The following is a 25503-nucleotide window of genomic DNA, read 5'->3' on the forward strand; positions in this document are numbered from 1 at the left end:
CGAGACGACCGCTTCGCGGTCTCCTCACCATGAGGGTCTGACATCTCGCCACGGAACCAGACCTCATCCTGAGGAGCCCGCCGTAGGCGGGCGTCTCGAAGGATGGCCGCAAAGATCCCGGCCTACTGCTTCTGCAGCTTGGTCAGCGTGCCCGTGCCGTTATTGTCGGTCGCAGAGTAGCTCACCCGGTCGCCGGCGTGGACGGCATCGAGCATCGCGGCGTCCTTGGCCTTGTACTCCTGCAGCGCGCCGGCCCCGCCTGCGCTGCCGCCGACTGTGCCCTTCTGCGTCTGCTGGATCGAGATCGTGCTGTTGAGCCGATCAATCCGAGTGACCATGCCGGTCAGATCGTCAGCGAATGCGCTGCTTGCGAGCATGCTGATGGCCGCAGCGCCTGCGAGGATGAATTTTGTGGTTCCCATCGAGGCCTCCCGATGCCTTGGATTACCCGTCGACAAGACATCCTAGACCGATTTGGTTCCGGCATATAGCACAGGTTAATGATCGCAATGGAGGCGCGGGAACCTGCCGCAAGCGGTCAATGAGGCTGACGCTATTCCATTTCCTGCTGGATCACGCGTCCGAGCGCAAACAGCCGCTGGTCGATGGTGGTGGGAACCTCGCAAACGAACCGCACGACCTTGTGGCGGTCCTCGAAAATGCGGGTCTTCCAGATCAGCTCGTTGCTGAGCGCCTCGACCTTAGCCTCGTCGCGCGGCGTGGCGCCCTGGAGCGCCTGGAGCTGGACACTCTCCTCGCGGATCTTGTCGGCGGCTTCGCGCTGCTTGCGGCTGACGCGTTCCAACCCGCTCATGACCTGCGAGCGCTGAGCGTTGAGCGTGTCGAACAGGCCTGCGAACAGCAGTTTCGCATTCGCGGTCTTGTCGGCCGCGGAGCCCGCCAAAAACTCCTTCACCAACTTCTCGGCCTCTTCCAGCGGTGTCTTGCGTGCCGACAGTTTGGCGACCAGCGCGCTGACCTTGGCGTCGTCCTTCCACTTGTTCTGCACGTCGTCGAGCGAGGGGCCAGCCCAAACGGCCGCGAGCGAAATTTCCGGCACTTTTGCCTGCGTGCAGGGCCAATCCGGATAGCGCGGATCGGCCGCGCGTGCCGCCGTGCCCGCGGCTGCGAGCATCAGAGCGGCCATGGCCAGAACCCGAACCGTCATCCTTCGCCTCCCGCAGGGCCCCGTCGCGCCAGCCCGCGCGAGGGATCATAGGCCAGAATCGCGCCGATCATGAAGACGATTGTGCAGGTCGCGACCACCGCCAGCGAGATCCAGTTGATCTGTCCGTACAGCGCGAAGCGGATCAGCTCGACCGCATGGGTGAACGGATTGGCCTCGCAGACATAGTAGAGATAGGGGCTGCCCTCCTGCACCCGCCAGAGCGGGTAGAGCGCCGATGAAGCGAAGAACATCGGGAAAATGACAAAATTCATCACGCCGGCAAAGTTCTCCAGCTGCTTGATGCCAGAGGAGATCAGCATGCCGAGCGAACCCAGCATCAGTCCGGACAGGATCAGTGCCGGCAGTACCGTGAGATAGCCTGACAGAGGAGGGGTGATGTCCCAGAACCAGGCGATCAGCAGGAACGCATAGACCTGGAGCAGCGACACCGCGGTGCCCGCGAGCAGCTTGCAGAACAACAGGTAGCCGCGCGGCAGTGGGCTGACCAGCAGCGTGCGCATGTTGCCCATCTCGCGGTCATAGACCATCGAGAGCGAGGATTGCATGCCGTTGAACAGCTGGATCATGGCCATCAGCCCGGGCGCGATGAAGACCTCGTAGAGGATGTAGGTCTCGTAGGGCGGGATGATGGAGATGCCGAGCACCTGGCGGAAACCGGCGGCGAAGATGAACAGCCACACCAGCGGCCGCACCAGCGCCGAGACGAACCGCTCGCGCTGGTGCAGGAAGCGCAGTCCTTCGCGCCAGACGATGCCCGTGAGGCAGATCATGTATTCGGCGGCCGAGAAGCCGCGTGGCGCCTCGCGCATGCTGATGCTGCTCATGCGCCGTCGCCCGGCAGGGTCTGCGCACCGGTCAGGCGCATGAAGGCGGAGTTGACGTCCTGCGCGCCGGCTTCCGCGACGACGCGGCTCATCGGTCCCCGCGCCAGCACCTTGCCCTGGTGCAGCACCACGAGATCGTCACCGGCCATGATCTCGTCGAACAGATGCGTGGCCCAGAGCACGCCGATGCCTTGCTCGCTCACGAGCTGGCGCACATGGCTGATGATGTCGGCGCGCGCTTTGACGTCGAGGCCGACGGTGGGCTCGTCCAGCAAGAGCAGGCGTGGCCGATGCAGCAGCGCACGGGCGATCTCCAGCCGCCGCATCTGCCCGCCCGAGAGATCGCGCACCTTGCTGCCGGCGCGCTCGGTAAGCCCGATGCGACCGAGCAGCTCGGCGGCTCGCGCGCGGGCCTCGCGGCGGCTGATGCCGTGGAGTGCAGCGTGATAGAGCAGGTTCTGCGTCAGCGACAGATCGAGATCGAGCGTGCGCGGCTGGAACACGACGCCGAGCAACCGCAGCGCTTCTCCGGGACTCTTGCTGATGTCATGGCCGAAAATGCCGACGCGGCCGGACTGGATGCCGAACAGCCGTGTGATCAGCGAGAACAGCGTGCTCTTGCCCGCACCGTTGAGGCCGAGCAGGGCCGTAAAGCTCGCGGGCTGCACGTTGAAGGACACGTCCATCAGCGCGCGGCGCGGGCCATAGGCGTGGCTGACGCTGTCGATCGATAGCGCAGGCACGGCCGCCGGATCGGGCCTTGGTGTTTCGCGTTGTTCGGCGATGGGAGCAGGGCTGGTCATGGCGCGATCGTGATACCCCAGGGCAGTTCGCCCACCTGAATGGTCTTGATCACCTTTTGCGCGGCGACGTCGATGACGGAGACGTCGTTTGACACACCATTGGTGGTGAGCAGAAATTTCTCGTCCGGCGTGAATGCCATGTGCCAGACCCGTTGTCCCACCAGCAGATATTTCGTCACCTTGCGCGAGGCGGTGTCGACCACGGCGATGCGGTTGGCTGGCCCGAGCGCGATGAAGGCGGTCTTGTCGTCCCGGGTCATGCCGATGCCGACGGGCTGGATCGCCTCTTTCCTCAACCCCGGAATCTCGAAATTGATCTTCCCGGTCACCTCGTGCTTTGCGGGGTCGATGATCGAGACGGTGCCGCCGATCTCCGAGGACACCCACAATTCGGAAGCGTCGTGCTTGAATTCGGCAAAGCGCGGCCGCGCGTCGACCAGCACGTTGGCGACGATCTGGCGCGACGACGTGTCGATGAAATGCGCCATGTTGGTGGTCTCGGACGTGTTGATCAGCGTCTTGCCGTCCGGGCTGATCGTCATGCCCTCGGGCTCGACGCCGACCTGGATGTCGCCAAGGCGGGCGCGCTTCTCGAGGTCGATCACGGTCACCGTGTTGTCGTTCTCGTTCGCGACATAGAGGACCTTGCCAGCGGCATCCTGGGCGAACAATTCCGGGTCGGGCCCGGAGGGCAGGCTGTCCACCACGGTTTGCGTCTTGGCGTCGATCATCTGGATGGTGTCGTCGTCGCCGACCGCGACCATCACGAACTTGCCGTCGCGCGTGAAGTCGATGCCGCGCGGGCGCTGGCCGACCTTGATGGTCTTGGTCACCGTCCAGCTGTCGGTGTCGATCACCGACACCGTGTTGCTCTTCTCGTTCGAGACATAAGCGATGAACGCATGCGCCGGCGCTGCCGCCAGCGCCAGTCCGAACAGCAACCCAACACGCCACGTGCGCAACATCTGCTTTCTCATTTCAGCTTGCATTTGCTCTCCGGGCGGTCATAGCCGAGCGTGTCGAGCTCGGAGACTTGATGCAGGAAACCTTCTTGCGGCGACACCGACACCACCATGCGGCCATCGACCAGCAGGATCGGCTGGCGCAGCTGCAGGTTCCAATCGCGCAAGGTCAGCTTGGTGCCCTTGAAGGCGGCGACCGAGAACTCCGGGCCCTTGATGAAATCGGTGACCTTCTTGATATCGCCGGAATTGGTGCGCGAGGTGGCCTCTCCGATCATGCGCACGGCCGTCCACGCCTGCATGTCGAGCGCGGTCATCCGCCGCGCGTTGAGCTTGACGAAGCGGTTCTGCATCTGGATCGCGCCCCACTGGTCCTGCGCGGCATCCCAGCTCCGCGGCACCAGACCGGCAGAGCCCGCGACAGGCCGCGGATCCCAGGTGCGATAGGGCAGGTAGGCGCCGAACACCTCGCTCTCGTCGGCGGCGACCAGCACGTCATAGGCCGGAGCCTGTTGCGTGAACACCGGCATCTGGCGCTGGATCAGCGTCACGCCCGAGTCCGTGCGGCGCGCGCCGCCTTTGTCTTCGAAGCTGCGCTCCTGCACGATCTTGGCGCCGAACCGCGTCGCGGTGCGCCGGAGCGCATCGGCGAACAACTTGTCCTCGTCATGCGAGCCGACCACGAGCAGCCAGCGCTTCCACTGCTTCCACACCAGATATTGGCCGAGCGCATCGGCCAGCATTGCGCGGGTCGGCGCGGTATGGATGACATTGGCGCGGCAATCGGCCTCGCGCAGCCGCTCGTCGATCGCGCCGGCGTTGAACAGCAACGTGCCGCGCTCGCGCAAGGCGTCGGCGACTTTCAGCAGCGCGTCGGCCGGCAGATCGGCGATGATGAAGCCGTTGCGTGCGGCGAGGTCGGTCGCGGCCTGCACGGCATCCTCGCCCTCCTTGATGCGCCGCTCCTCCAGCGCAAATCGCTGGTTGAGGAATTTGCCGGTGGTGTTGTTGTCCTCGATGGCGAGGCGCGCGCCGGCGACGCCGTCATTCTCCGCGGGCTGCTCGACCAGCGACAGCGTCGATCTGCTGCCGGCGATTCCGAGATAGCCGACGCCGATCATGACAGGGGCGGCCGCGAGCGCACTCGTTGCAGCAACACCCAGGCCGATCAGGCCGACCAACCATCGGATCATGTTTCCTCCAGATGTTCTCCCCGGCTTGACCGCCGATGGAGAATTGTCTCTGCTAAAGCATGACCGATTTGTCAGGCCATGCAACCCCGCATTTCGTCCTCACGCTGCCACGCCGGGAATCACGATCATGCGAGCGCTGATATGTTTCGCAGCTTTGTTGTTGACGGGTTCGGCCGCGCTCGCCGATCCGCCGAAACTCGCGGTGTTCGACTTTGAACTGATCGACACCAGCCTGCCCGGCGAGTTCTACGGCTCGAAGCCGGAGGAGGCGCGGCTCGACCTCATCAGCGAGCAGTTGCGCAAGGCACTGGTTGAGTCAGGCAGGTTCCAGCTGATCGATATCGCGCCGGTCCGGGACGCGGCCCGTCACGCCAATCTGCAGGCTTGCGGCGGCTGCGACCTCAAGCTTGCCGGGCAGCTCGGTGCCGATTTGGAAATCACCGGCATGGTGCAGAAGGTCTCGAACCTGATCATCAATCTGAACATCTATCTGCGCGACGTGAAGACCGGCAACATGATCACGGCCGCCAGCGCCGACATGCGCGGCAACACGGATGAATCCTGGACGCGCACGATGAGTTATCTGATCCGCAACCGGTTGCTGGCACCGAATTACGGCAAGCCGTGAGGGGGATATTTACTCCTTCAATCGCTCCGCATGCCAGTGCAGGTGATCGCCCATGAAGGTCGAGATGAAATAATAGCTGTGGTCATAGCCCGCCTGCCGCCGCAGCGTCAGCGGGATGTTGGCCTTGGCACAGGCCGCCTGCAGCAATTCAGGACGAAGCTGCTCCTTCAAGAAGTTATCAGCCTCGCCGACATCGACCAGAAAGCCTGAAAACTTCGCGCCGTCCTCGATCAGCGCCACCGTGTCGTGGCTGCGCCACATATCCTTGTTCGGCCCGAGATAGCCCGTCAGCGCCTTGATGCCCCAGGGCACGAGCGATGGCGCCACGATCGGCGCAAAGGCGCTGGCCGCGCGAAAACGGTGCGGGTTGCGCAGCGCGACCGTCAATGCGCCATGGCCGCCCATCGAATGGCCCATCACCGATTGCCGCTTGGCATCGACCGGAAAATTCTCCGCCACGAGTTTCGGCAGTTCGTCGGTGACGTAGCTCCACATGCGATAATTGCGCGAAAACGGCGCTTCCGTCGCGTCGACATAGAAGCCGGCGCCAAGACCGAAATCATAGGCATTATTGGCATCGCCCGGCACGTCGGGGCCCCGCGGGGAGGTGTCGGGCGCGACGAAGATCAGGCCGAGCTCGGCGCAGGCTTTGCGGAATTCGCCTTTCTCGGTGACGTTGGCATGCGTGCAGGTGAGGCCGGAGAGATACCAGACCACGGGCAGCTTGGCGCCCTGCGCGTGCGGAGGAACATAGACCGAGAACACCATGTCGGTTCCGGTTGCCTGGCTGGCATGGCGATACACGCCCTGCACGCCGCCATAGGATGTATTGGTCGAGACAGTCTGGATCGTCATGCCGTTATGCTCCGTGGCATCAAGCCACATCAGGATTGCAACGCTTGTGTGACCGAATTCGTGGCGGCCGTCAGGCCACGCCACTGTCGATCGCCAGCCGCACCAGCTCGACAGAGGTTTTCACTCCGAGCTTCTGGCGCATGATGGACGAGGTGTTGGCGACAGTCTTGTAGGACGACTGCACCAGCCAGGCGATCTCGGAAAGGCTCTTTCCGGCGCTGAGCAGCCGCAAAATCTCCATCTCGCGCGCATTCAGTTTCAACAGCGGGCTTTGCGCCAGCGCGGGTCCCGCAAAGGCGATGCTGCGCGCGATCGCGCTCGGCAGATAGGTGCCGCCGCCGCCAACGATGCGAATCGCCTCGACGAGATCATCGGGGTCACCGGTCTTGGAGACATAGCCCTTGGCGCCGCACTCGATCGCACGCGCGGCAAAAGCAGGGTCGTCGTTCATGCTGAACATGATGATTCGGGCCTCGGGCGCGCGCTCGAGGATGCGGCGCGCGAGCTCAAAGCCGGACACGGTCGGCAGGTTGATGTCGATGATCGAGAGGTCGGGGCGCTCGACGATGAAGACGCACTCGCCGTCTTCGGCGTCGGCGGCCTCCAAAATCTCGATCTCGCCCTCGTCGGCCAGCACGGCACGGCAGCCGGAGGCGACGATGGGATGATCGTCGACGATCAAAATGCGCATAGGCGTTCCTCGTGACAGCGTCTTGGCCTGTTTCGCGCCCGGCCGGGATTGCTGTACGCTTTCGATTAGATATCGGGCGCTTCGCCTCTGTCAACGTTATCGGACAGGCGCAGGCCAATCCTTCGCGGGGGGTACGGGCGATACCAATGTGGCAAAATCTATCCTTGCGCGGGCGCATCAACCTGCTCCTGGCGCTGCTGCTGGCGCTGGGACTCGCCGTCAATATCGGCCGCCAGGTCGCAGAAGCCGGGCCGCGCGTGCAGGCCGAGGACCAGAGCGTGATCCGGCTCGCGCGCGAATTCATCGAGATGATCGTTGCGGATCTCAACGAGGCGCCCGATCCGGATGCCAGGCTCAACCAGATTGCGCGCGACCTCAGTCGCCTGCGCCATGTCAGCATCGCGCTTCGGGACGAAGCCGGCAGTCCGCTGACGCAGCCGCGGACCGACGTCGATGACGACACCCGCGCGCCGCCGGCCTGGTTCGTCAGCCTGGTTCATCCCGAGCAGACCGCGGTGAGCGTACCCGTCTCGATCCACGGCAAGCCGGGTTCGCTGCTGATCACCTCCCATCCCGATGACGAGATCGCCGAGATCTGGGACGCCATCGTGACCCAGCTCGAGGTCGGCTCGGTGATCGCGCTGGCGCTGTTCCTGGTGATGATGAATGTGGTCGGCCGGGCGCTGGCGCCGCTCCAGTCCCTGGCGGATATGATGGCCGAGCTCGAAGACGGTCGCTATCAGGCGCGCGTCGCGCCGGGCGGCGCGCCGGAGCTCGCCGCGATCTGCACCAAGCTCAACCATCTTGCGGCAACGCTCAGTGACGCCATCGAGGACAAGCGGCGCCTCGCCGAGCGAACGGTATCGCTCCAGGATGTCGAGCGCAAGGAGATCGCCCGCGAGCTCCATGACGAGTTCGGGCCATATCTGTTCTCGCTGCGCGCGCATGCGAGCGCGCTGGCAAAGCAGGCGGACGGACGCGCCCCGAATGCGGAGGCCGTGCGAAAACACGGCAGCGCCATGCTGGAGCAGATCAACGCGCTTCAACAGTTCAATCGCCGCGTGCTGGAGCGCCTCCGGCCTGTCGGCCTGGCCGAGCTCGGCCTGCGCCAGGCACTGGAATCGCTGTCGCGGCTGTGGCGGGAGTCGCATCCCGATGTCGCCATCGAGACCGTGATCTCGCCGGCGCTTGGCGTCACCGGGGAGACCGCCGACCTCACCATCTACCGCATCGTGCAGGAGGCGCTCACCAACGTGTTCCGCCACGCCGGCGCGACCTCGGTCAATGTCGTCATCGAGCCGGTGGCGCAGGCGGCAAGCGATGGCCGCAGCGGTGCCCGAGTGCGGATCAGCGACAACGGCCGCGGCATGGAGCCGGGCCAGAAGCTCGGCTTCGGGCTCGTCGGCATGCGCGAGCGGATTCTGGCGCTGGGCGGCACGCTCAACGTCGTCTCGGGTGACGGCGGTCTGACCGTCGAGGCCCTGGTTCCGACGGCGGCGGCCTGATCGCGTCGGGAAAAATTCCCGATTTTGTCGGGAAAATTGGTGCGGATACGGCCCGACCTTTTGTGGCTGGCGCACGCATCCCTGCCGATTACCCTCGTCTCGACCAACCGGCGAAAATCAAAACAGCCGGTGGTCACGGATGGGAAGGCTCGGATGGGCAAGGCTCTTTGGTTCAAAGCTATTGGGTTCAAGCGTCGTTTGTTGATGGCCTCGGTTTCGACCGGGCTGCTCTCCGTCTTCGCGATCCCCGCGGGGGCCGCGCAGGACGAAGAAACTAACGTCCAGAACTTGCCGCCTGTCGAGGTAACGGCGCCGCCGCGGTCAACGGCGCGACGCACCGCGTCATCGCGACCGGTCGCGCACATCGGGGCACCGTCATCCGCCAGCCCCAAGACGCGCCTTTACGTCTACCCGACCGCGCCGGGTGCCGGCAGAGGTCTTGACGTCGACAAGGTTCCGTCGGCGATCAACGCCGTCGACGCCAGCCAGATCAAGCGCACCGGCTCCTTGAACATCACCGACGCGCTTCGCGACAACATCGCCGGCGTTAACATCACCGAGGTCACTGGCAATCCGTTCCAGCCGAATGTCGAATTCCGCGGCTTCGTCGCTTCGCCCGTGACGGGCACGCCGCAAGGCCTCGCGGTGTATCAGAACGGCGTTCGCATCAACGAAGCCTTCTCCGATGCCGTCAACTGGGACCTGATCCCGACCGCGGCGATCCGGTCGGTGACGCTCGTGACCAACAATCCCGCCTTCGGCCTCAACGCGCTAGGCGGCGCGATCAATTTGCAAATGAAGGACGGTTTCACCTATCAGGGCGCGGAGCTTGATCTCATGGGCGGCTCGTTCGGCCGCATCCAGGGCTCGGCGCAATGGGGCAAGACGGTTGACAAGAACTACGGCGTCTATGCCGCGCTCGAAGGCCTGCACGACAACGGCTTCCGCAATTTCTCCCAATCCGACGTGCGGCGCTTCTACGGCGACGTCGGCTACAAGGCCGGCGACAGCGAATTCCACGCCAATATGGGCGTCGCCAAGAACGATTTCGGCGCCAACGCCACCGTTCCCGCCGAGCTGCTCGACAAATATTGGGGCGCGACCTACACGACCCCGCAGACCACTTCCAATCGCGTCGGCTATCTCAACTTGACAGGCAAGGTCGATGCGACGCCGACCTGGACGCTCGAAGGCACCGCGCATGTGCGCAGGTACGAGCAGAAGCTCGTCGACGGCAATCCGACCGACGCGCAGGAATGCACCGATCCGGGGCTCACCGGCCTTCTTTGCTTCGGCGACGGCGCCACACCGGCAAACGGCGTTAACGGCCTGCCGCTTGCCAATCCTTTCGCGTCCGGGACCGTCCTCGGCGAGATCGACCGCAGCTCGATACGTTCGACCACCTTCGGCGTGTCGGGGCAGGCCACCAACACCGACCAGCTGTTCGGCCACGACAACCGCTTCGTGATGGGCGCGACCTATGACGCCAGTGTCACGCGCTACAACGCCACCGCCGAAATCGGTACGATCGGAGAAAACTACGTCGTTAGCGGCGGCGGCCTCTTCCTGGGGCCGACCGGCGTACCTGATACCGTTGCCGGCCCTGTCTCGCTGCGGACCGTCAATCAATATAACGGCCTCTACGCAATGGACACGTTCAATGTCACGGACGCCTTCGCCGTCACCGGCGGCGGCCGCTTCAACGTGGCGCGCATCACGCTGGAGGATCAGCTCGGGACCGATCTCAACGGCGATCACACCTTCACCCGCTTCAATCCGGTGATCGGCGGCACCTACAAGATCACGCCGGAGCTGACGGCCTATGCCGGCTATTCCGAGGCCAATCGCGTTCCGACGCCGCTCGAGCTCGGCTGCTCCGATCCAGCCCGTCCCTGTCTCATTGCCGCGTTTCTCGTCTCCGATCCGCCATTGAAGCAGGTCGTGTCCAAGACCGTGGAAGCGGGCCTGCGCGGCAGCAGGGAGCTGAACATCGGCACGCTTGGTTGGAAAATCGGCGGCTTCCGCGCCACCAATGTCGACGACATCGTCGCCGTTCCCGCAGTCGGCCGCACCGGCTTCGGCTATTTCTCCAACGTCGGCCGGACCAGGCGTCAGGGGCTCGAAGCCGAGGTCAACATCAAGTCGCCCACGCTTCAGTTTCAGGCGAGCTACGCGTTCGTCGACGCACGCTATCTCGACGCTTTCGCACTCGGCTCCGAAAGCCCGTTCAGGGATACTGTCACCGAAACCATTCAGGTGCTGCCCGGCAACCAGCTCCCCGCGATCCCGCGCCATCGCGTCAAGGTCGGTGTCGACTATGCCGTCACCGACGTGTGGAAGGTCGGCGGCAACGCGCTGTTCGTCTCCAGCCAATATCTGGTTGGGGACGAGTCCAACCAATATGCGAAGCTGCCGTCCTATACCGTGTTCAACCTGCACACGTCCTACCAGGTGACCAAGAACGTCCAGCTCTACGGCAAGATCGACAATATCTTCGACAAGCGCTATGCGACCTACGGACAGTTCTTCGACACCAAAGCCGTGCCCAACTTCACCAATGGCGGTGCCGAGTTCAGCGACCCGCGCTCGCTCAGCCCGGCAAGGCCGCGCGCCTTCTATGCGGGGATGCGGGTGACGTTCTGATCTGGCTCGGTAAGCGCGGGGGATGGCGCCGCCCGGAACGGCGTGTCACGCCGGCTCTGTTCTACCTCAAGCCGATTGACTCATTGTTCATGTTTTGTTCTTATGCTGTTCGTCCAGCCAAGGGAGCGAGCCATGGACAACCGCATCAACGAAATCCGCAGGATCATCAGGGCGTTACGCGTCAGCATGCGTGAGGCCGAGGCGATCATGCATGAGCAGATCAACAGGGACGAGGACTGCAGCTTCGTCGCAGGCGAAGTCATGAAGATGCGCACGGTGATGAGCGGGCTCGTTCAGGAGCGGGCCGCACTCGGGGACACCGACCCGATCGTCGTCGCCAGCCTCTTCGTTCCCCGCCGTCGGCCGATGCCATCGCGCGTCGGTGTTGAGAAGCGCCGGCTGGTGCCGCCGCGAGAGATGGCACGGGCATGAAGGGGGAGAGGCCGACCTACTTCTCCGACATGCAGGAGCCCCCGGAATTTCTGAAGGCTCTCCATCATGCGCGGCGCCTGTCCTGCCTCGAGGGCTGGTGCCGCATGCACATCGAGGCCATCCAGGTCGCGATCGACCAGTACGCGGAAGCGGCTCTCGGTAACCGGGAGTTCTTCCTCAACAAGCCGCACAGCATCGGCGAGAATCGGAGAAGCGGTGACGTGCCGTAACAGCGGCGCATGTCGGCGTATCGACCTTTCGAAGTCTCCGATGATCCCTCGCGCCGGCGAAGCTTGGCGGAGCGTTGTTTTTACCGATCGGAAACCATAGCGAATGATCCTAAAATTGTAACGAAACTGTTCGGCTGTCTCTGCGTCGGTTCGTCGGAGGGCCCGTCCGATGACAGAGCACCAGTTGAGAGAGCAGGAATTCCAGATCGCGCGTTACCGGCATCTGGAGCGCGAAGTGACCGATCCACTTGCCGCCTGTCTGCTTCACAGCATCATTGAAGACCTCGAAGCCGAGCTGCGCAGGAATAGTCCGGATTGGCACGGGCCGCGCGATTAACGCTTTGTTAGCGCTGATCGTGTCGATGATGCGCGAGGGAATACCGGGAGACTGCTCCCATGTTGAAGGACGGCACCTATGCGGCGTGGTACAAGACGCCGCTCGATCAGGGGACCGGGATCGTCCATGTCGCAGACGGACAGATCTGGGGCTGCGACAGCCTGATGACCTATCACGGCTCTTGCAAGGTCGACGGAGATCGCTTCACCGCCACCGTGTCGACGAAGCGCCATACCGACGGACGCGCAACGGTGTTCGGCGTCGACGATGAGCTCACGCTGGATATCGAGGGAAACTGCCCGGGCAAGGTCGCGACCTACACGGCGACGGCAGCGCAAGTGCCGGGAATGATCCTCCAGGGTACGCTGATCCTGACGGAACAGCAGACGCCCGCGCCAGAACGAACCCGGCAGATACCGCCGTTCAATCCCGACAAGCTGCCAAAGTTGCCGAAGCGCTCGCGCTGAGCGAGGGAGCCGCCGTCATCGAGCAGTTCACTGCGAATACGAAAGCTGATCTTCCGTGACGACTCGCTCGATTTTCTCCGACTTGCACTTGATGCGGTATCGGAGACGTCCATCGGCCTCGATGGGCATATGCTGGACGATGGTATAAATCATCGGTGGCTCGGTCGCGGCACGTCCTTGTGGGCCTTGGGGCTGGTGGCGAACGTCTTCATTCAGCTTGTAGGCATACGACATAGATCTACCTCGAATTCACAGTGACTCTGACGCGGGGTCAGTCGTTGTATCCCTGGCAGGACAGGCACTTGGTCCAGCGGAAGAGGTTACCACAGTATGATGCGGTCGAACCGCGTCATAAGTCAGTCGTTCTCTTGGTTGACCGGTGCAGACAGACAATCGCCCAGAGCGGAGCGGCGATGGTTGCACCATATCCCATATTTGCGAACTTTGGTCGTAATTTCCGTGGGGTTTATGGCATTCTGTGAGCCTACGGGCCCCTGTCGAGGGGAACTGATAACTTCCTCGCCGGATTGGGCTGGAATTCGAATGACGGTGGGGCTGATATTTCGACTTTTGGGGTAGCTCGGCCGACGATCGGCGTGGCCCCTTTCGGACAACTTTGTCGCATTCGGCAATTCTGCATCCTCAGCCTTCGGCTCGCCCGCTTCTCAAACGACCCGCGATTCGCCATGGTGCCGCCGCAACAGCATCGCCCCGGAGCACTATCAATGTCGGACAAGGTCTCGCGTCGCCAGTTCGCCACGCTGGCGGGATTGTCCGCAGCCGGCATCGCCAATCCTCTCGGAGGGGCGGACGCCAAGCCCGCATCCCCGCCACGGAGCGGGGACGGCTTTCCGGCGGGCTTCGTCTGGGGCACCGCGACCTCGTCCTATCAGGTCGAGGGCGCGGTCAACGAGGACGGGCGAGGGGCCTCGATCTGGGACAAGTTCGTCCGCATCCCCGGCAAGATCGAAGACGGCAGCACCGGCGACCGCGCCAACGAGCACTATCACCGCTACAAGGAGGACATCGCGCTCATCAAGGAGCTCGGCTGCAAGGCTTATCGCTTCTCGGTGGCCTGGCCGCGGCTGTTTCCGGACGGCGACGGCAAGCCCAACCCGAAGGGACTCGACTTCTACAACCGCCTGGTCGACGAACTCCTCAAGAACGGCATCGAGCCGTGGCTGACGCTCTATCATTGGGACCTGCCGCAATCGCTCCAGGACCGGTTTGGCGGTTGGCGCTCGACGGAGACCTGCAAGATCTTCGGCGATTACGCGGCCTATGTCGCCGAGCACCTGACCGATCGCGTCAAGAACGTCTTCACACTGAACGAGAGCGGTCGGTTCGTCCATTTCGGCTACGGCATCGGCATCGACGCGCCCGGCGTGACGCTGCCGCAAGCCGAGGTCAACCAGATCAGGCACAACAGCGCGCTCGCACACGGGCTCGCGGTGCAGGCGGTACGCGCCCATGGCCGCCGCGGCACCAGGGTGGGGCCGGCCGAGAACATCGATGCCTGCGCCCCCGCGATCGACACACCGGAGAACGTCCGTGCCGCCGAGATCGCGCTGCGCGAAATGAACGCCGGCTATCTCAACGTCATCATGACGGGCCAGTACACCGACGCCTTCCTGAAGTTCGCCGGGCGCGACGCGCCGAAATACACCGATGCGGAGCTGAAGATCATCTCCTCGCCGGTCGATTTCCTCGGCCTCAACATCTACGCGCCGCAGAACTACGTGGTGGCCTCCGACCAGGGCGCGGGCTTCATGCCGCTGCCGATCCCGAAATCGTTCCCGCACATGAATTCGGACTGGCTGCGCATCGGTCCCGAGACGATCTACTGGGTGCCGAAGCTGGCGGCGAAGATCTGGAAGACGGACGCGATCTATATCAGCGAGAACGGCACCTCCGGCGACGACGTCGTGACGCCTGACGGCAAGATCTACGACACCGACCGCATCATGTATTTGCGCAACTACCTCGCCCAGCTCCAGCGCGCCACCGCCGAAGGCGTGCCGGTGCGCGGCTACTTCCTCTGGAGCTTGATGGACAATTTTGAATGGGTGTTCGGGCTCAACAAGCGCTTTGGGCTCTACCACGTCAATTTCGACACGCAGGTGCGCACGCCGAAACTCAGCGCCAGCTTCTATCGCAACGTGATCGCGAAGAACGCGGCGGGGGTGTGATTGCTCTCCCGCGCCCCGTTCTTGCTGGGGCGCGACAAGCTTGGCTCGCGCTGAGGAGACAGGGTGAGGGGTTCCGCCAGCGTGCATTGACTCCCTTCGCCTCCTGATTCAAAACGCCTCTAACCATTCAAAAAGAGGAAACGCCAATGACCGACGCACTTATCATTGATGCCTGCCGAACTCCGCGGGGCGTCGGCAAGCCTGGCAAGGGGGCGCTCTCGGGCATTCATCCGCAGCAGCTGGGAGCAACCGTGCTGCGCGCGCTCGCGGCGCGCACCGGCATCGACACCGGCGACGTTGACGACATCATCTGGGGCTGCAGCGCACAGGTCGCAACGCAAGGCGGCGATCTCGGCCGCATGTCGGCGCTGGACGCCGGCTACGACGTGCGCGCCAGCGCCGTGACGCTGGATCGCTTTTGTGGAAGCGGCATCACCAGCGTCAACATGGCTGCAAGCTCGATCATGGCGGGCGCGGAAGACCTCGTCGTCGCCGGCGGCTGCGAGATGATGTCGATGGAGGGCCGGCGCGGCGGTGGTCCGATGATGATGGACAATGGCAATCTGCGCCTGCGTGCGCGGCATCCGCAGTCGCATCAGGGCGTTTGTGCCGACGCGATCGCAACGCTGGAAGGCATCACGCGAAGGGACGTCGACGCGCTCGGCCTCGAAAGCCAGAAGCGCGCCGCGCACGCGATCGCGAACGGCCACTTCAAGAACAGCCTCGTGCCGGTGCATCGCGAGGATGGCAGCCTCGCGCTCGACCATGAAGAATATCCGCGGCCGCAGACCACGATGGAAGGGCTGAGCGCGTTGAAGCCGGCATTCCCTGCGGTCGCCGACCATGCGCTCGACGACAAGGGCACGACCTATCGCGGCCTGATCCTGCAGGAGTACCCCGACCTCGAGATCGACTTCATGCACCACGCCGGCAATTCGTCCGGCGTCGTCGACGGCGCGGCCGCGATCCTTCTGGCGTCGCCTGCTTACGCGAAGGCGCATGGGCTCAAGCCGCGCGCCCGCGTGGTTGCGATGGCCAACATGGGGGACTCGCCGACGCTGATGCTGAACGCGCCGGTGCCGGCGACGCGCAAGGTGCTGGCGAAAGCGGGGCTGACCATCAACGACATCGACCTGTTCGAGATCAACGAGGCCTTTGCCGTGGTTGCGGAAAAATACATCCGCGACCTCAAGCTCGACCGCGCCAAGGTCAACGTCAATGGCGGCTCGATCGCACTCGGCCATCCCATCGGCGCCACCGGCTCGATCCTGATCGGCACCGTGCTCGACGAGCTCGAACGACGCGACTTGAAGCGCGGTCTCGTCACCATGTGCGCGGCCGGTGGCATGGCCCCGGCCGTCATCATCGAACGTATCTAGCGCGAGCGAAGCTCGTCGCGCTCTGTAAAGATAAGGGAAAAAAGTCCCCGCGATCGCCGCATCACGACGATCTAGGCTTATTTTCCAGGGTGAATCGCGACCGGACTCCGACAAAGAGGCCGGTCGTCACTTGTCGAAAGCATCGAATCAGCTTTAGCAAGGCTGCGTGCGGGCCTTTGAAACAAGGTAAAATCCGCTGCCTGAGGCTTCTCCCGCTCCGGAAGTGGCTAAAAAGCAGGGTTTTTTGCCACAGAGGGCCAAAAAAGCCCGTAAAACCCCGACAAAACTGTGCAGAAGGCTATAGGCCTTCACCGGTTGGTCTAATATGCAGCCGTCAACGAATCAGAGGAGACACGATGGCCACCCAAATGTCGAAATCGCAGCTGATCGAAAAGATCGCGACCACCACCGAGCTTTCCAAGCGTGACGTCAAGAGCGTCATGGAGACGCTGACCGACGTCGGCCACAAGGAGCTCAAGAAGAACGGGCTGTTCCTGGTACCGGGCTTCGCCAAGTTCGTGGTCATCAAGAAGCCCGCGACCAAGGCACGCAAGGGCACCAACCCGTTCACGGGCGAAGAGATGATGTTCAAGGCCAAGCCGGCCCGCAAGATCGTCCGCGCCCGCCCGGTCAAGGCCGCCAAGGACGCCGTGGGCTAACGACGCAAAGGCCCCCTCCCGTAGGAGGGGGTCTTTTGTTCGGGGCTGTCGCGAGGACTTGAGACGGAGGGCTCAACCCTTGCGGCGCTTCGCGCGGACCGGGACCGGCTGAAGCCGCGGTCCTGATGCCGCCAGCGCATCGCGAACCCCGTCGATGGCGCGATCGAGCAACTGCCGCAGCCGCTGCGCCTGCCGCGATCGCTTCGCTCTTTCCAGCAGCTTCTTCATCGCATTCACTCCGCCGCTTCGACCTTGGCATCGGCTTGGGCCTCGGCCGGCTCGAGCGCCGCGGCGATGGCTTCGTCGACGCGCTCCAGCCAGATGAATTCGAGGTTGTCCCGCGCACTCTTCGGGATGTCGTCGTAGTCCCGCTTGTTGCGCGCCGGCAGCATCACCCGCTTCAGGCCCGCGGCCGCGGCCGCCACCACCTTCTCCTTGATGCCGCCGACCGGCAGCACCAGGCCGCGCAGCGAGATCTCGCCGGTCATGGCGGTGTCGCTGCGCACCGTGCGATTGGTGAGCAGGGACGTCAGCGCCGTGAACATCGCAACGCCCGCGCTCGGCCCGTCCTTCGGCGTCGCGCCTGCGGGCACGTGAACGTGGATGTCGCTCTTTTCGAACAGCTGCGGATCGATGCCGAGCTGCGTGGCCTTGCTCTTCACCAGCGTCATCGCAGCCTGCACGCTCTCGCGCATGACCTCGCCGAGCTGGCCGGTCAGGATCATCCCGCCGCGGCCGGATACCCGCGAGGCTTCGATGAACAGGATGTCGCCGCCGACCGGCGTCCAGGCAAGGCCGGTGGCCACGCCTGGAATGCTGGTGCGCTGCGCGATCTCGCCCTCGAAGCGCGGCTGGCCGAGTACGGTGCCGATATCCTTCGGCGTCACGACGACCTTGGCAGCCGTGCCTTCGGCGACCTGCACGGCGGCATGGCGGAACAGCTTGCCGATCTCGCGCTCGAGGTTACGCACGCCGGCTTCGCGGGTGTAGCCGTTGACGACCAGCTCCAGCGCCTCCGGCTCGATCTCGGCCTGCTCGGCCGTCAAGCCGTTGGCCTCGAGCTGCCGCCGCACCAGATAGCGCTTGGCGATCTCCAGCTTCTCTTCCTGGGTGTAGCCGGTGAGGCTGATCAGCTCCATGCGGTCCAGCAGCGGACCCGGGATCTGGTCCAGCATGTTGGCGGTCGCGATGAACACAACGCGCGACAGGTCGAAGGGCACGCCCAAATAATTGTCCCGGAACGTCCCGTTCTGCTCGGGGTCGAGCACCTCCAGCATCGCGGCGGAAGGATCGCCCTGCACGCCGCGACCCATCTTGTCGATCTCGTCCAGCATCATGACGCAGTTCCGGGTGCCCGCCTTCTTGATGCCCTGGATGATGTTGCCGGGCAGCGCGCCGATATAGGTGCGCCGATGGCCGCGGATCTCGGCCTCGTCATGCACGCCGCCGAGGCTGACGCGCACGAAGGGACGGTCCATCGCGCGTGCGATGGATTGACCGAGCGAGGTCTTGCCGACGCCGGGCGGTCCGACGAAGCACAGGATCGGCGCCTTGCCCTGCGGCGCCAGCTTGCGCACCGCCAGATATTCGATGATCCGGCTCTTGATCTTCTCCAGGCCAAAGTGATCGGCATCGAGGATGCGGCGCGCTTCCTTGATGTCGATCGACTTCTCCGCAGGCAAGGCCCACGGCAGCTCGATCAGCCAGTCCAGGTAAGTGCGGACCATGCCGGCCTCGCCGGCGGCCTCCGGCATGCGCTCGTAGCGGCGCAGCTCCTTCTTCGCATGCGCGTCGGCCTCGGGCGGCATGTTGGCCTTGGCGATGGCAGCGGCCAGCTCGGCGACCTCGGCCGCCTTGCCGTCGCCTTCGCCGAGCTGGCGCTGAATGGTCGCCATCTGCTCGCGCAGGATCGCCTCGCGCTGCCGTTCGTCGAAGCTGGCGCGGGTCTGCTGGCCGATCTCGTTGCTGATGCGCAGCACCTCCAGCCGTTCGGCCAGATGCTTCGACACCTTCTCGACACGCAGAGCGAGGTCGATGGTCTCCAACACCTCCTGCTTGTCCTGCGGCTTGATGTCCATGAACGAGGTCGCCAGGTCCGCCAGCGCGCCGGGCGCGGTGGTGCCCTGGAACATCGCGATCAGCTCGGGCGGCGCCTGCGGCAGCAGCTCGATCGCCTCGATGGCCTGACGCTGCAGGTTGAGCCCGCGGGCCTCGATCTCGGGCGTGCTCGTGGTCGGCTCCGGAATCTGCTGGATCCGCGCGGCCGGGAACGGCGTCCCGGGCAGGAAGTCGAGGATGCGCGCGCGCTGCACGCCCTGGCAGACGATGTGATGGGTGCCGTCGGGTGCGGTGATGTAGCGCACGATGTTGGCGATGGTCGCGACCCGATAGAGGTCGTCCGGTCCGGGCTCCTCGGTCTCGGGGCTGCGTTGCAGGACGATGCCGACCGGCCGCTGCTCGCGCAGCGCCTGCTGCGCGGCAGCGACCGACTTCGGCCGCGCGATCGCGATCGGCGCGATGGCGCCGGGGAACAGCACCATCTCGCGCACCGGGATGATGATCAGCGCGTCTTCGGGAATCTTCACGTCGGAATTGCTCTGGGGATTGGTCGGTGCGGTATTCATTGGTTCGGTGGCCATGATCGACCTCAGGATTTGGCGAGGCGCAGCGCGACGCAGCCGTCCATCACGAAGCGGCTGATGGCGTAGCGGCCAACGGGCAATGCAATGCGGCGCTCAAAACGCCCCTGCGGCAGTTCGAGCCGGTGGATGCGGGCGTTGCGAAGCTCCGGCGGAAGGGTGCGCTGGCCGGAGATGACGAGCACGCCGTCATGGATGACAGTCTCGACATTGTCGGGATTGACACCCGGAAGCGCGACCAAGATCAGAAGCTCATGCTCGGTTTCGAGCACGTCGATCGGTGGCTCCCAGCACGCTTCCTGGCGGCCGAACTGCTGGCGCAGCCGTTCGGCGCGGGTCAGCGAGTCCAGGGCTTCGGACAGCATCCAGTCGAGGGGATTTTTGGGTTGCATGATGCGGGCTCGGCGGTGGGGAACGCTGAATATGGGGCCGGTTCCCGAGAATTCCAGCCCGGCGGCGCGCAGGTGCCATGCGGATCGTGCGATCCGAAAACACAAGCGCCGCGGCCTTCCGGCCGCGGCGTTTCGTCGTCACGCCACGTGGGGCTCAGGCCGCCTGGCGGTATTCCTCTTCCGCCTCGAGGTTGATCACGGAGGTGGCGAGCTCGGTCAGGGTGTGATCGGTCGCCTCTTCCTCGTCCAGCGTCGCCTGCAGCAGCTTTGCCGCGTCCTGCATGCCGAGCTCCTCGGCCCAGGTGCGCAGCGTGCCGTAGCGGGAGATTTCGTAATGCTCGACCGCCTGCGCGGCTGCGAGCAGGCCGGCGTCGAGCGCAGGAGCGTTCTTGAACTCCTTCATGATCTCGGCGCCTTCGTCGGTGATGCCGTTGATCGCTTCGCAAGGCTTGCCGCGGGCCGGCTTGCCCAGCATCTTGAAGATCTGGTCGAGACGTTTGACCTGGCCCTGGGTCTCGCGCAGATGCTTGTTGAAAGCCGCCGCGAGCTCCTTCGAGTTGGCGGCCTTGGCCATCTTGGGCAAGGTCTTGATGATCTTGTTCTCGGCGAAATAGATGTCCTTGAGCGTCTCGAGAAACAGGTCGCTCAACATCTTCGGCGCCTGACGGGCGCGGCCCGTCGACGATTTCTTGGTCGTGCGCTTCTTTGCTTTCTTGGCCATACATCCTCCTCTTGAGGTGACACGCGAAGGCATCGCCTTCCGCAATCCTCAGGCGATCAAAAGCTTTCGGAGAACGAAAGTTCCAAACGGCAACCTGCGCTCAGGTCGGACGCTTGTAGGGATCTTCCTGCCGCTGCCGCGCCTCGGTGTTGCGGTCGAGCTGTGCGCGCTCGCGGCGCCGCAGGCGCCCCGCCTTCGCCACGCCGTAGACCAGGACCGCACCGAGCACGAAGGCTCCGATGAACCAGAGCCAGAGCAGGTTGCCCGAAAGGTGACCCAGCAACATTCCAATTCCACTGTCGCTCATTGTGCATCTCCGGTGATTTTCAAAGCGGTTCTGCCGGGCTAAGTCAGTCCGCCAGCCATCGTTCCTGCGTCCAGGGAGCCCACCGAGACATGATCGACTTCACCTTGTCTGCGTTCGTGACGCTGCTGCTCGTGGTCGATCCCGTGGGCCTTGCGCCGGCCTTCCTCGCCGCGACCGGAGGCATGCCCGACAAGACCAAACGCACCATCGCGCTGCGCGCGCCACTGATTGCGGCGTCGATCCTGGTGGTGATCGCCCTGATTGGAAACTGGCTGCTGCGCCAGCTCGGGATCGGCATCCCCGCCTTCCAGATCGCCGGCGGACTGCTGCTGTTCGGCGTGTCCTACCAGATGATCTTCGGCGACCGTCCGCATCGCGAGGCCCGCGAGGCCGACAAGGCAAGCTCCGAGCATGCCTCCGACGTCGCGGTATTCCCGCTGGCGATCCCGATGATGGCCGGTCCTGGCGCGATCGCGACCACGCTGCTCCTGACGGGCGATGCCGGCTACGGGCCGAGGCTCGCGATCATCATCGCGGTCGTGCTCTCCGTGTGCCTGCTTTGCATGCTCTGCTTTGTCTCCGCGAATATGATCGCGCGGAGCCTTGGGCGCACCGGCAACGCCGTCCTCTCGCGCGTGCTCGGCATGCTGCTCGCGGCCTATTCGGTGCAGTTCGTGATCAACGGCATCGCGGCCGTCCGGGCGAGCTTGCCGTAGAGCTGCGACAATCTGTTAATGCGTTGATTTTCATGTTTATTTCATGATGCCATGAGGCGGCTGGCGCGATCGCGCGCGATCCGGTCCGCTTTCTCTTGCGCTGCCATAATGCTTGACGTACTCCCCGTCTGACAGGCGCCCATCGTCAGGAAATCGAGATGTCGATGACAGCGGACGAGCTCGACAAGAGACAGGCCATCATCGGCGCCTGCCGCCGCATGAACGCGCTCGGCATCAACCAGGGCACCTCGGGCAATATCAGCGTCCGGCATGTGGACGGGCTTCTGGTCACCCCGACCAGCGTGCCCTACGACGCCATGACGCCGGACCAGATCGTGTTCATGGCGATGGACGGCTCGCACGCGCCCGATCAGAAGCCGTCAAGCGAGTGGCGCTTCCACCTCGACATCCTGAAGGCCCGGCCAGACGTCAACGCCGTCGTCCACGCCCATCCGACCTATTGCACCATCCTGGCGATCATGGGCCTGGAGATCCCGCCCGTGCACTACATGATCGCAGCCGCCGGCGGCGACAGCATCCGCTGCGCGCCCTATGCCACCTTCGGAACGGCGGAGCTGTCCGAACATGCAGTGCGGGCGCTGGAGGGCCGGCTTGCCTGCCTGCTCGACCATCACGGCATGATCGCGATCGGCAAGTCGTTGGACAAGGCGATGTGGCTCGCCGTCGAGGTCGAGACGCTGGCGCGGCAATATCACGGCTGTCTCCAGATCGGAGAGCCGCCGCTGCTGTCGAGTGCCGAGATCGAGCGGGTCCGCCAGCGCATGTCCGGTTACGGCATGTCGGAAGGGTAGGGCGGGCCAAAAGTGTTCCTGCGGATCAGACATCTCGCCGACCGCAAGGGGACGAACCGCGTCATGGTTCGGCTGCGGGCGCTGCTGCGCAGCAACGAATTCTATCTGATCCCGCTGGCGCTGGTGATCGGCACGCTCGCCGGCGCCATCGTGACGCTGATGGCCGAGATTGCGCAGATTGCCCATATGGTGATCTACGGCATTCCCATCGACGTTCGCCTGTCCGCCAATACCAGCGTCAGTCCCTGGGCCGCGTTGATCGCGCCCGCGCTGGGCGGATTGGCGCTCGGGATCATGGAGTGGTGGCGGCGAAGGCTCAAGCTCTCCAGCGCGGTCGATCCGATCGAGGCGAACGCGCTGCGTGGCGGCAATCTGTCGATGCGCGACAGCGTGGTGGTGTCGAGCCAGACCTTGATCTCGAACGGCTGCGGCGCCTCCGTCGGCCTCGAAGCCGGCTATACCCAGATCGGCTCGGGCATCGCCTCGCTGCTCGGCAAGTTCTTCAATCTGCGCCGCAACGATCTGCGCCTGATCGTCGGCTGCGGTGCCGCTGCGGCGATCGCGGCCGCCTTCGGTGCGCCGATCACCGGCGCCTTCTACGCCTGCGAGCTGATCGTCGGCGTCTATTCGGTCGGCAGCGCTGCGCCAATCCTCGCCGCCTCGCTCGCGGGTGCACTGACCGCGCAATGGCTCGGCGGCGCGCCATACTCGCTCGAAATACCCAAGGTCAGCGCCGTCGGCGTCGAGCAATATCTGGCGCTGATCGGGCTCGCGCTCGTCACCAGCGGCGTCGGCATCGCCGTGATGCGCTCGTCCTCGATGTTCGAGCGCCTGTTCAAATGGCTGCCGGTCTGGCTGCGCCCGGTGATCGGCGGCCTCATCGTCGGAGGCTTTGCGATTGTCACGCCGCAGGTGCTGGCGGCCGGCCACGGCGCGATGGTGCTCGATCTCTTTCACGACATGACGATCGGCCTGATCGCGCTGATCATCGCCTTGAAGGTGACGGCCTGCCTGATCTCGCTCGCCTCCGGCTTCCGCGGCGGGCTGTTCTTTGCCTCGCTGTTCGTCGGCAGCCTGATCGGAAAGTTCTTTTCGGCGGTGCTGCTCTTGATCAGCCCGAACTTCGTGATCGATCCGCTGGTCGCGATGCTCACGGGCATGGCGACGCTCGGCGTCGCCATCGTCGGCGGTCCCTTGACCATGTCGTTCCTCGTGCTCGAGATGACCCGCAACGTCGACGTCACCGCCGTGGTGCTCGCCGGCTGCATCGTCACCTCGATCTGCGTCCGCTTCATGTTCGGACACTCCTTCTCGACCTGGCGCCTGCATCTGCGCGGCGAGACCATTCGTAGCGCCAACGACGTCGGCTGGCTGCGCAACCTCACCGTCGAGCGGCTGATGCGCTCCGATGTCGGCAAGGTGCCGTCGACCACGACGATCGCCGCGGTCCGCCGCGAATTCGCGCTGGGCTCGCGGCCCGGGATCGTCATCGTCAACAATGCGGACGAATATGTCGGTCTCGTCCTGCTGCCCGACCTGTTCTCCGGCGATCTCGACACCATCGCCGACGAAATCCAGGTGATCGAGCTCGCGCGCCTGACCGAGATCGTGCTGATCCCCGAAATGAACGTGAAGTCGGCCATGGCGGTGTTCGACGAGGCGGAAGCCGAGATGCTGGCAGTCGTCGATTCCACCGACAGCCGCAAAGTGGTCGGCTTCCTCACCGAGACCTTCGCCCGCCGCCGCTATGTCGAGGAGATCGACAAGGCAACGCGCGGCGTGCTGGGGGCGCTGTCGTAAAGTCACGCGGAAGCGGGACGGCGTGCGTCACGCGCCGCCGTCCGCGCCTGCTATCGGCTCGGTTGGGCGGGAGCCGCAACGACGCCCGCCACGATCCGGCGGACCAGCGGCAGCACCATCAGCAGCGTCGGAAAGGCGACGAGCCATGACAGCGCCCAGGCGCCCGGCCAGGTCGCGAGGAACGCCGGCGTTGCGCCGAGGCTTCGAAGGGTGGAAATGATCGACACCACGGCCGTCATGAGGACGGACAGCACAAATGGCATCACGATCGGCGCATAGCGCGCCGGCAGTTTGCGAACCGCAATCATCTGGTTTCTCTTTGGAATAGGACGCGTCAGTCACGGTGAACCCAAGAATGGCATCGATCCCGACGGCGTCGGTTGATGCGTTGGTTCACGTAAAACGCTTACGGCGACCGAAAAACGGTGCGGCTGTTCATTATCCGCTCATGTTGGATCGTTCAAGCTGGATCTGGTCGTTCGGTTTACAATCGTTCAAAGCGTGGCAGATTGCCGCGATCACGAAACCATTTCAGTAGCTTGCGCATTAAATCTTGTTTGATGATGTCGCTTTGAGCGAGAACAGGGAAGGTCAAGATGAATAAGGGACCGATGATTTCTGCAGCCGGCCGCAACGTTGCGTTGGCAGCTTTCGCAAGTCTTGTTCTGATTGCGGCCTCTGTCACGCCTTCGGCTGCCAACTCGCCCGCACCCAGCAAGGCCGCTGCCGCGGGCCCGGCCGCTCCGGCTGCCACCGATTTCAGCGCCGCTCGCCGCCACCGCTACTATCGACGAGGTCCGAACGCTGCAGGCCTCGCCTTCATGGGCGTGGCGGCAGGTCTGATCGGCGGCGCGATCGCAGAGAGCAGGCGCCAAGAGTACTACGAGGACCGCTATAATTACGGCCCCGGTCCTTACTACGGCGGACAGGGATATTACGGCGGCGGTCCCTACTATGGTCCGCGTGGCTATTATCAGCCGTATTAGGCGCCTGTCCTCGCCGCAGTCTCGTTTCGCGCCAAGGGGCGGTGTTTTGCACCGCCCCTTGTTGCTTCTGCGCGAGGCGTCTCATTGCGCGACCTGTGTCGCGGGTGCGTCAATCCTCTCTTGAAAAAATATTCCACTTTACCG

General features: G+C 64.1%; 29 protein-coding genes. 14 read left to right on the forward strand and 15 right to left on the reverse strand.

What is annotated here, in order from left to right:
- Positions 1-122: 122 nt before the first annotated feature.
- From FXB41_RS00930 to pedA1, 6 genes are all read right to left on the reverse strand, one after another.
- Positions 123-422 carry a copper-binding protein gene (locus FXB41_RS00930; protein ID WP_007601401.1) on the reverse strand — a complete coding sequence of 100 codons (300 nt, stop codon included), beginning with the start codon at positions 420-422 and terminating at the stop codon, positions 123-125.
- A 131-nt stretch (positions 423-553) separates the two neighbouring features.
- Positions 554-1168, reverse strand: coding sequence for a hypothetical protein (locus FXB41_RS00935; RefSeq protein WP_007601402.1), 615 nt, complete (start codon positions 1166-1168; stop codon positions 554-556).
- Positions 1165-2013 carry a lanthanide ABC transporter permease protein PedC gene (gene pedC / locus FXB41_RS00940; RefSeq protein ID WP_219678748.1) on the reverse strand — a complete coding sequence of 283 codons (849 nt, stop codon included), beginning with the start codon at positions 2011-2013 and terminating at the stop codon, positions 1165-1167. The genes FXB41_RS00935 and pedC overlap by 4 nt, the downstream gene beginning before the upstream one ends.
- On the reverse strand, positions 2010-2816 hold the full coding sequence (pedB, locus tag FXB41_RS00945) for a lanthanide ABC transporter ATP-binding protein PedB/LutE (RefSeq protein WP_219678750.1): 807 nt from the start codon (positions 2814-2816) through the stop codon (positions 2010-2012). Before pedB ends, pedC begins: the two co-directional genes overlap by 4 nt.
- Positions 2813-3781: a YVTN family beta-propeller repeat protein gene (locus FXB41_RS00950; protein WP_219678751.1), complete on the reverse strand. Its 969-nt coding sequence runs from the start codon at positions 3779-3781 to the stop codon at positions 2813-2815. Before FXB41_RS00950 ends, pedB begins: the two co-directional genes overlap by 4 nt.
- Before the next feature lie 8 nt (positions 3782-3789).
- The gene (gene pedA1 / locus FXB41_RS00955) at positions 3790-4971 is read right to left on the reverse strand and encodes a lanthanide ABC transporter ABC transporter substrate-binding protein PedA1 (protein ID WP_219678753.1); all 1182 of its coding nucleotides are present in this window, start codon (positions 4969-4971) and stop codon (positions 3790-3792) included.
- 127 nt (positions 4972-5098) lie between these two features.
- On the opposite strand from pedA1, the gene FXB41_RS00960 reads away from it, so the two are divergent.
- Positions 5099-5599 carry a DUF3280 domain-containing protein gene (locus FXB41_RS00960; RefSeq protein WP_219678755.1) on the forward strand — a complete coding sequence of 167 codons (501 nt, stop codon included), beginning with the start codon at positions 5099-5101 and terminating at the stop codon, positions 5597-5599.
- A 9-nt stretch (positions 5600-5608) separates the two neighbouring features.
- Here the strand turns inward: FXB41_RS00960 and fghA are convergent, their stop codons facing one another.
- Both fghA and FXB41_RS00970 read right to left on the reverse strand, forming a co-directional pair.
- Positions 5609-6454: an S-formylglutathione hydrolase gene (fghA, locus tag FXB41_RS00965; protein ID WP_219678758.1), complete on the reverse strand. Its 846-nt coding sequence runs from the start codon at positions 6452-6454 to the stop codon at positions 5609-5611.
- A gap of 70 nt (positions 6455-6524) precedes the next feature.
- The gene (locus tag FXB41_RS00970; protein ID WP_219678760.1) at positions 6525-7145 is read right to left on the reverse strand and encodes a response regulator; all 621 of its coding nucleotides are present in this window, start codon (positions 7143-7145) and stop codon (positions 6525-6527) included.
- A 146-nt stretch (positions 7146-7291) separates the two neighbouring features.
- Here FXB41_RS00970 and FXB41_RS00975 point away from each other — a divergent pair, with 146 nt between their 5' ends.
- The 6 genes from FXB41_RS00975 (at position 7292) to FXB41_RS01000 (ending at position 12759) form a co-directional block, all read left to right on the forward strand.
- Positions 7292-8650: a histidine kinase gene (locus FXB41_RS00975; RefSeq protein WP_219678762.1), complete on the forward strand. Its 1359-nt coding sequence runs from the start codon at positions 7292-7294 to the stop codon at positions 8648-8650.
- 153 nt (positions 8651-8803) lie between these two features.
- Positions 8804-11293 (forward strand): TonB-dependent receptor, encoded by a 2490-nt coding sequence (locus FXB41_RS00980; RefSeq protein WP_219678765.1) that lies wholly within the window; start codon positions 8804-8806, stop codon positions 11291-11293.
- 132 nt (positions 11294-11425) lie between these two features.
- Positions 11426-11725: a hypothetical protein gene (locus tag FXB41_RS00985; protein WP_007601417.1), complete on the forward strand. Its 300-nt coding sequence runs from the start codon at positions 11426-11428 to the stop codon at positions 11723-11725.
- Positions 11722-11955 (forward strand): hypothetical protein, encoded by a 234-nt coding sequence (locus FXB41_RS00990; protein ID WP_007601418.1) that lies wholly within the window; start codon positions 11722-11724, stop codon positions 11953-11955. The genes FXB41_RS00985 and FXB41_RS00990 overlap by 4 nt, the downstream gene beginning before the upstream one ends.
- Before the next feature lie 169 nt (positions 11956-12124).
- Positions 12125-12292, forward strand: coding sequence for a hypothetical protein (locus FXB41_RS00995; protein WP_007601419.1), 168 nt, complete (start codon positions 12125-12127; stop codon positions 12290-12292).
- A 59-nt stretch (positions 12293-12351) separates the two neighbouring features.
- Positions 12352-12759, forward strand: a complete 408-nt coding sequence (locus tag FXB41_RS01000; RefSeq protein ID WP_219678769.1) for a hypothetical protein — start codon at positions 12352-12354, stop codon at positions 12757-12759.
- A 27-nt stretch (positions 12760-12786) separates the two neighbouring features.
- On the opposite strand, the gene FXB41_RS01005 is transcribed toward FXB41_RS01000, so the two are convergent.
- The gene (locus FXB41_RS01005; protein WP_007601421.1) at positions 12787-12993 is read right to left on the reverse strand and encodes a hypothetical protein; all 207 of its coding nucleotides are present in this window, start codon (positions 12991-12993) and stop codon (positions 12787-12789) included.
- Between the two features lie 491 nt (positions 12994-13484).
- Here FXB41_RS01005 and FXB41_RS01010 point away from each other — a divergent pair, with 491 nt between their 5' ends.
- The 3 genes from FXB41_RS01010 (at position 13485) to FXB41_RS01020 (ending at position 16986) form a co-directional block, all read left to right on the forward strand.
- Positions 13485-14948 (forward strand): GH1 family beta-glucosidase, encoded by a 1464-nt coding sequence (locus FXB41_RS01010; RefSeq protein ID WP_219678771.1) that lies wholly within the window; start codon positions 13485-13487, stop codon positions 14946-14948.
- Between the two features lie 146 nt (positions 14949-15094).
- Entirely contained in the window at positions 15095-16327 is a 1233-nt protein-coding gene (locus FXB41_RS01015) for an acetyl-CoA C-acetyltransferase (RefSeq protein WP_219678774.1), read from the forward strand.
- 356 nt (positions 16328-16683) lie between these two features.
- Complete coding sequence (locus FXB41_RS01020) at positions 16684-16986, forward strand: HU family DNA-binding protein (protein ID WP_007601427.1); 303 nt, start codon at positions 16684-16686, stop codon at positions 16984-16986.
- Between the two features lie 72 nt (positions 16987-17058).
- Here the strand turns inward: FXB41_RS01020 and FXB41_RS01025 are convergent, their stop codons facing one another.
- From FXB41_RS01025 to FXB41_RS01045, 5 genes are all read right to left on the reverse strand, one after another.
- A complete protein-coding gene (locus FXB41_RS01025) occupies positions 17059-17214 on the reverse strand; it encodes a hypothetical protein (protein ID WP_007601430.1) in 156 nt (51 codons plus the stop codon).
- Between the two features lie 5 nt (positions 17215-17219).
- The gene (lon, locus tag FXB41_RS01030) at positions 17220-19625 is read right to left on the reverse strand and encodes an endopeptidase La (RefSeq protein WP_219678777.1); all 2406 of its coding nucleotides are present in this window, start codon (positions 19623-19625) and stop codon (positions 17220-17222) included.
- Between the two features lie 8 nt (positions 19626-19633).
- Positions 19634-20017 carry an Hsp20/alpha crystallin family protein gene (locus FXB41_RS01035; RefSeq protein ID WP_007601432.1) on the reverse strand — a complete coding sequence of 128 codons (384 nt, stop codon included), beginning with the start codon at positions 20015-20017 and terminating at the stop codon, positions 19634-19636.
- A 154-nt stretch (positions 20018-20171) separates the two neighbouring features.
- Entirely contained in the window at positions 20172-20738 is a 567-nt protein-coding gene (locus FXB41_RS01040; protein WP_007601433.1) for a YciE/YciF ferroxidase family protein, read from the reverse strand.
- Between the two features lie 100 nt (positions 20739-20838).
- Complete coding sequence (locus tag FXB41_RS01045; protein WP_007601434.1) at positions 20839-21045, reverse strand: hypothetical protein; 207 nt, start codon at positions 21043-21045, stop codon at positions 20839-20841.
- Between the two features lie 89 nt (positions 21046-21134).
- Between FXB41_RS01045 and FXB41_RS01050 the strand changes: the two genes are divergently transcribed.
- The 3 genes from FXB41_RS01050 (at position 21135) to FXB41_RS01060 (ending at position 24373) form a co-directional block, all read left to right on the forward strand.
- Positions 21135-21761, forward strand: coding sequence for a MarC family protein (locus FXB41_RS01050; protein WP_007601435.1), 627 nt, complete (start codon positions 21135-21137; stop codon positions 21759-21761).
- Between the two features lie 158 nt (positions 21762-21919).
- Positions 21920-22573, forward strand: coding sequence for an L-fuculose-phosphate aldolase (locus FXB41_RS01055; RefSeq protein WP_007601436.1), 654 nt, complete (start codon positions 21920-21922; stop codon positions 22571-22573).
- 12 nt (positions 22574-22585) lie between these two features.
- Positions 22586-24373, forward strand: a complete 1788-nt coding sequence (locus FXB41_RS01060) for a chloride channel protein (protein WP_007601437.1) — start codon at positions 22586-22588, stop codon at positions 24371-24373.
- Between the two features lie 50 nt (positions 24374-24423).
- On the opposite strand, the gene FXB41_RS01065 is transcribed toward FXB41_RS01060, so the two are convergent.
- Complete coding sequence (locus FXB41_RS01065) at positions 24424-24681, reverse strand: DUF2798 domain-containing protein (protein ID WP_007601439.1); 258 nt, start codon at positions 24679-24681, stop codon at positions 24424-24426.
- 288 nt (positions 24682-24969) lie between these two features.
- On the opposite strand from FXB41_RS01065, the gene FXB41_RS01070 reads away from it, so the two are divergent.
- A complete protein-coding gene (locus FXB41_RS01070; protein WP_007601441.1) occupies positions 24970-25359 on the forward strand; it encodes a hypothetical protein in 390 nt (129 codons plus the stop codon).
- Positions 25360-25503: the final 144 nt, after the last annotated feature.

Source organism: Bradyrhizobium canariense (assembly GCF_019402665.1).
Classification (GTDB): Bacteria; Pseudomonadota; Alphaproteobacteria; order Rhizobiales; family Xanthobacteraceae; genus Bradyrhizobium; species Bradyrhizobium canariense.

Bases quoted from the DNA above. Each gene is read 5' to 3' on its own strand.
- FXB41_RS00930 (WP_007601401.1), bottom strand. From the start codon at position 422: ATGGGAACCACAAAATTCATCCTCGCAGGCGCTGCGGCCATCAGCATG.
- FXB41_RS00935 (WP_007601402.1), bottom strand. From the start codon at position 1,168: ATGACGGTTCGGGTTCTGGCCATGGCCGCTCTGATGCTCGCAGCCGCG.
- pedC (WP_219678748.1), bottom strand. From the start codon at position 2,013: ATGAGCAGCATCAGCATGCGCGAGGCGCCACGCGGCTTCTCGGCCGCC.
- pedB (WP_219678750.1), bottom strand. From the start codon at position 2,816: ATGACCAGCCCTGCTCCCATCGCCGAACAACGCGAAACACCAAGGCCC.
- FXB41_RS00950 (WP_219678751.1), bottom strand. From the start codon at position 3,781: ATGTTGCGCACGTGGCGTGTTGGGTTGCTGTTCGGACTGGCGCTGGCG.
- pedA1 (WP_219678753.1), bottom strand. From the start codon at position 4,971: ATGATCCGATGGTTGGTCGGCCTGATCGGCCTGGGTGTTGCTGCAACG.
- FXB41_RS00960 (WP_219678755.1), top strand. From the start codon at position 5,099: ATGCGAGCGCTGATATGTTTCGCAGCTTTGTTGTTGACGGGTTCGGCC.
- fghA (WP_219678758.1), bottom strand. From the start codon at position 6,454: ATGACGATCCAGACTGTCTCGACCAATACATCCTATGGCGGCGTGCAG.
- FXB41_RS00970 (WP_219678760.1), bottom strand. From the start codon at position 7,145: ATGCGCATTTTGATCGTCGACGATCATCCCATCGTCGCCTCCGGCTGC.
- FXB41_RS00975 (WP_219678762.1), top strand. From the start codon at position 7,292: ATGTGGCAAAATCTATCCTTGCGCGGGCGCATCAACCTGCTCCTGGCG.
- FXB41_RS00980 (WP_219678765.1), top strand. From the start codon at position 8,804: ATGGGCAAGGCTCTTTGGTTCAAAGCTATTGGGTTCAAGCGTCGTTTG.
- FXB41_RS00985 (WP_007601417.1), top strand. From the start codon at position 11,426: ATGGACAACCGCATCAACGAAATCCGCAGGATCATCAGGGCGTTACGC.
- FXB41_RS00990 (WP_007601418.1), top strand. From the start codon at position 11,722: ATGAAGGGGGAGAGGCCGACCTACTTCTCCGACATGCAGGAGCCCCCG.
- FXB41_RS00995 (WP_007601419.1), top strand. From the start codon at position 12,125: ATGACAGAGCACCAGTTGAGAGAGCAGGAATTCCAGATCGCGCGTTAC.
- FXB41_RS01000 (WP_219678769.1), top strand. From the start codon at position 12,352: ATGTTGAAGGACGGCACCTATGCGGCGTGGTACAAGACGCCGCTCGAT.
- FXB41_RS01005 (WP_007601421.1), bottom strand. From the start codon at position 12,993: ATGTCGTATGCCTACAAGCTGAATGAAGACGTTCGCCACCAGCCCCAA.
- FXB41_RS01010 (WP_219678771.1), top strand. From the start codon at position 13,485: ATGTCGGACAAGGTCTCGCGTCGCCAGTTCGCCACGCTGGCGGGATTG.
- FXB41_RS01015 (WP_219678774.1), top strand. From the start codon at position 15,095: ATGACCGACGCACTTATCATTGATGCCTGCCGAACTCCGCGGGGCGTC.
- FXB41_RS01020 (WP_007601427.1), top strand. From the start codon at position 16,684: ATGGCCACCCAAATGTCGAAATCGCAGCTGATCGAAAAGATCGCGACC.
- FXB41_RS01025 (WP_007601430.1), bottom strand. From the start codon at position 17,214: ATGAAGAAGCTGCTGGAAAGAGCGAAGCGATCGCGGCAGGCGCAGCGG.
- lon (WP_219678777.1), bottom strand. From the start codon at position 19,625: ATGGCCACCGAACCAATGAATACCGCACCGACCAATCCCCAGAGCAAT.
- FXB41_RS01035 (WP_007601432.1), bottom strand. From the start codon at position 20,017: ATGCAACCCAAAAATCCCCTCGACTGGATGCTGTCCGAAGCCCTGGAC.
- FXB41_RS01040 (WP_007601433.1), bottom strand. From the start codon at position 20,738: ATGGCCAAGAAAGCAAAGAAGCGCACGACCAAGAAATCGTCGACGGGC.
- FXB41_RS01045 (WP_007601434.1), bottom strand. From the start codon at position 21,045: ATGAGCGACAGTGGAATTGGAATGTTGCTGGGTCACCTTTCGGGCAAC.
- FXB41_RS01050 (WP_007601435.1), top strand. From the start codon at position 21,135: ATGATCGACTTCACCTTGTCTGCGTTCGTGACGCTGCTGCTCGTGGTC.
- FXB41_RS01055 (WP_007601436.1), top strand. From the start codon at position 21,920: ATGTCGATGACAGCGGACGAGCTCGACAAGAGACAGGCCATCATCGGC.
- FXB41_RS01065 (WP_007601439.1), bottom strand. From the start codon at position 24,681: ATGATTGCGGTTCGCAAACTGCCGGCGCGCTATGCGCCGATCGTGATG.
- FXB41_RS01070 (WP_007601441.1), top strand. From the start codon at position 24,970: ATGAATAAGGGACCGATGATTTCTGCAGCCGGCCGCAACGTTGCGTTG.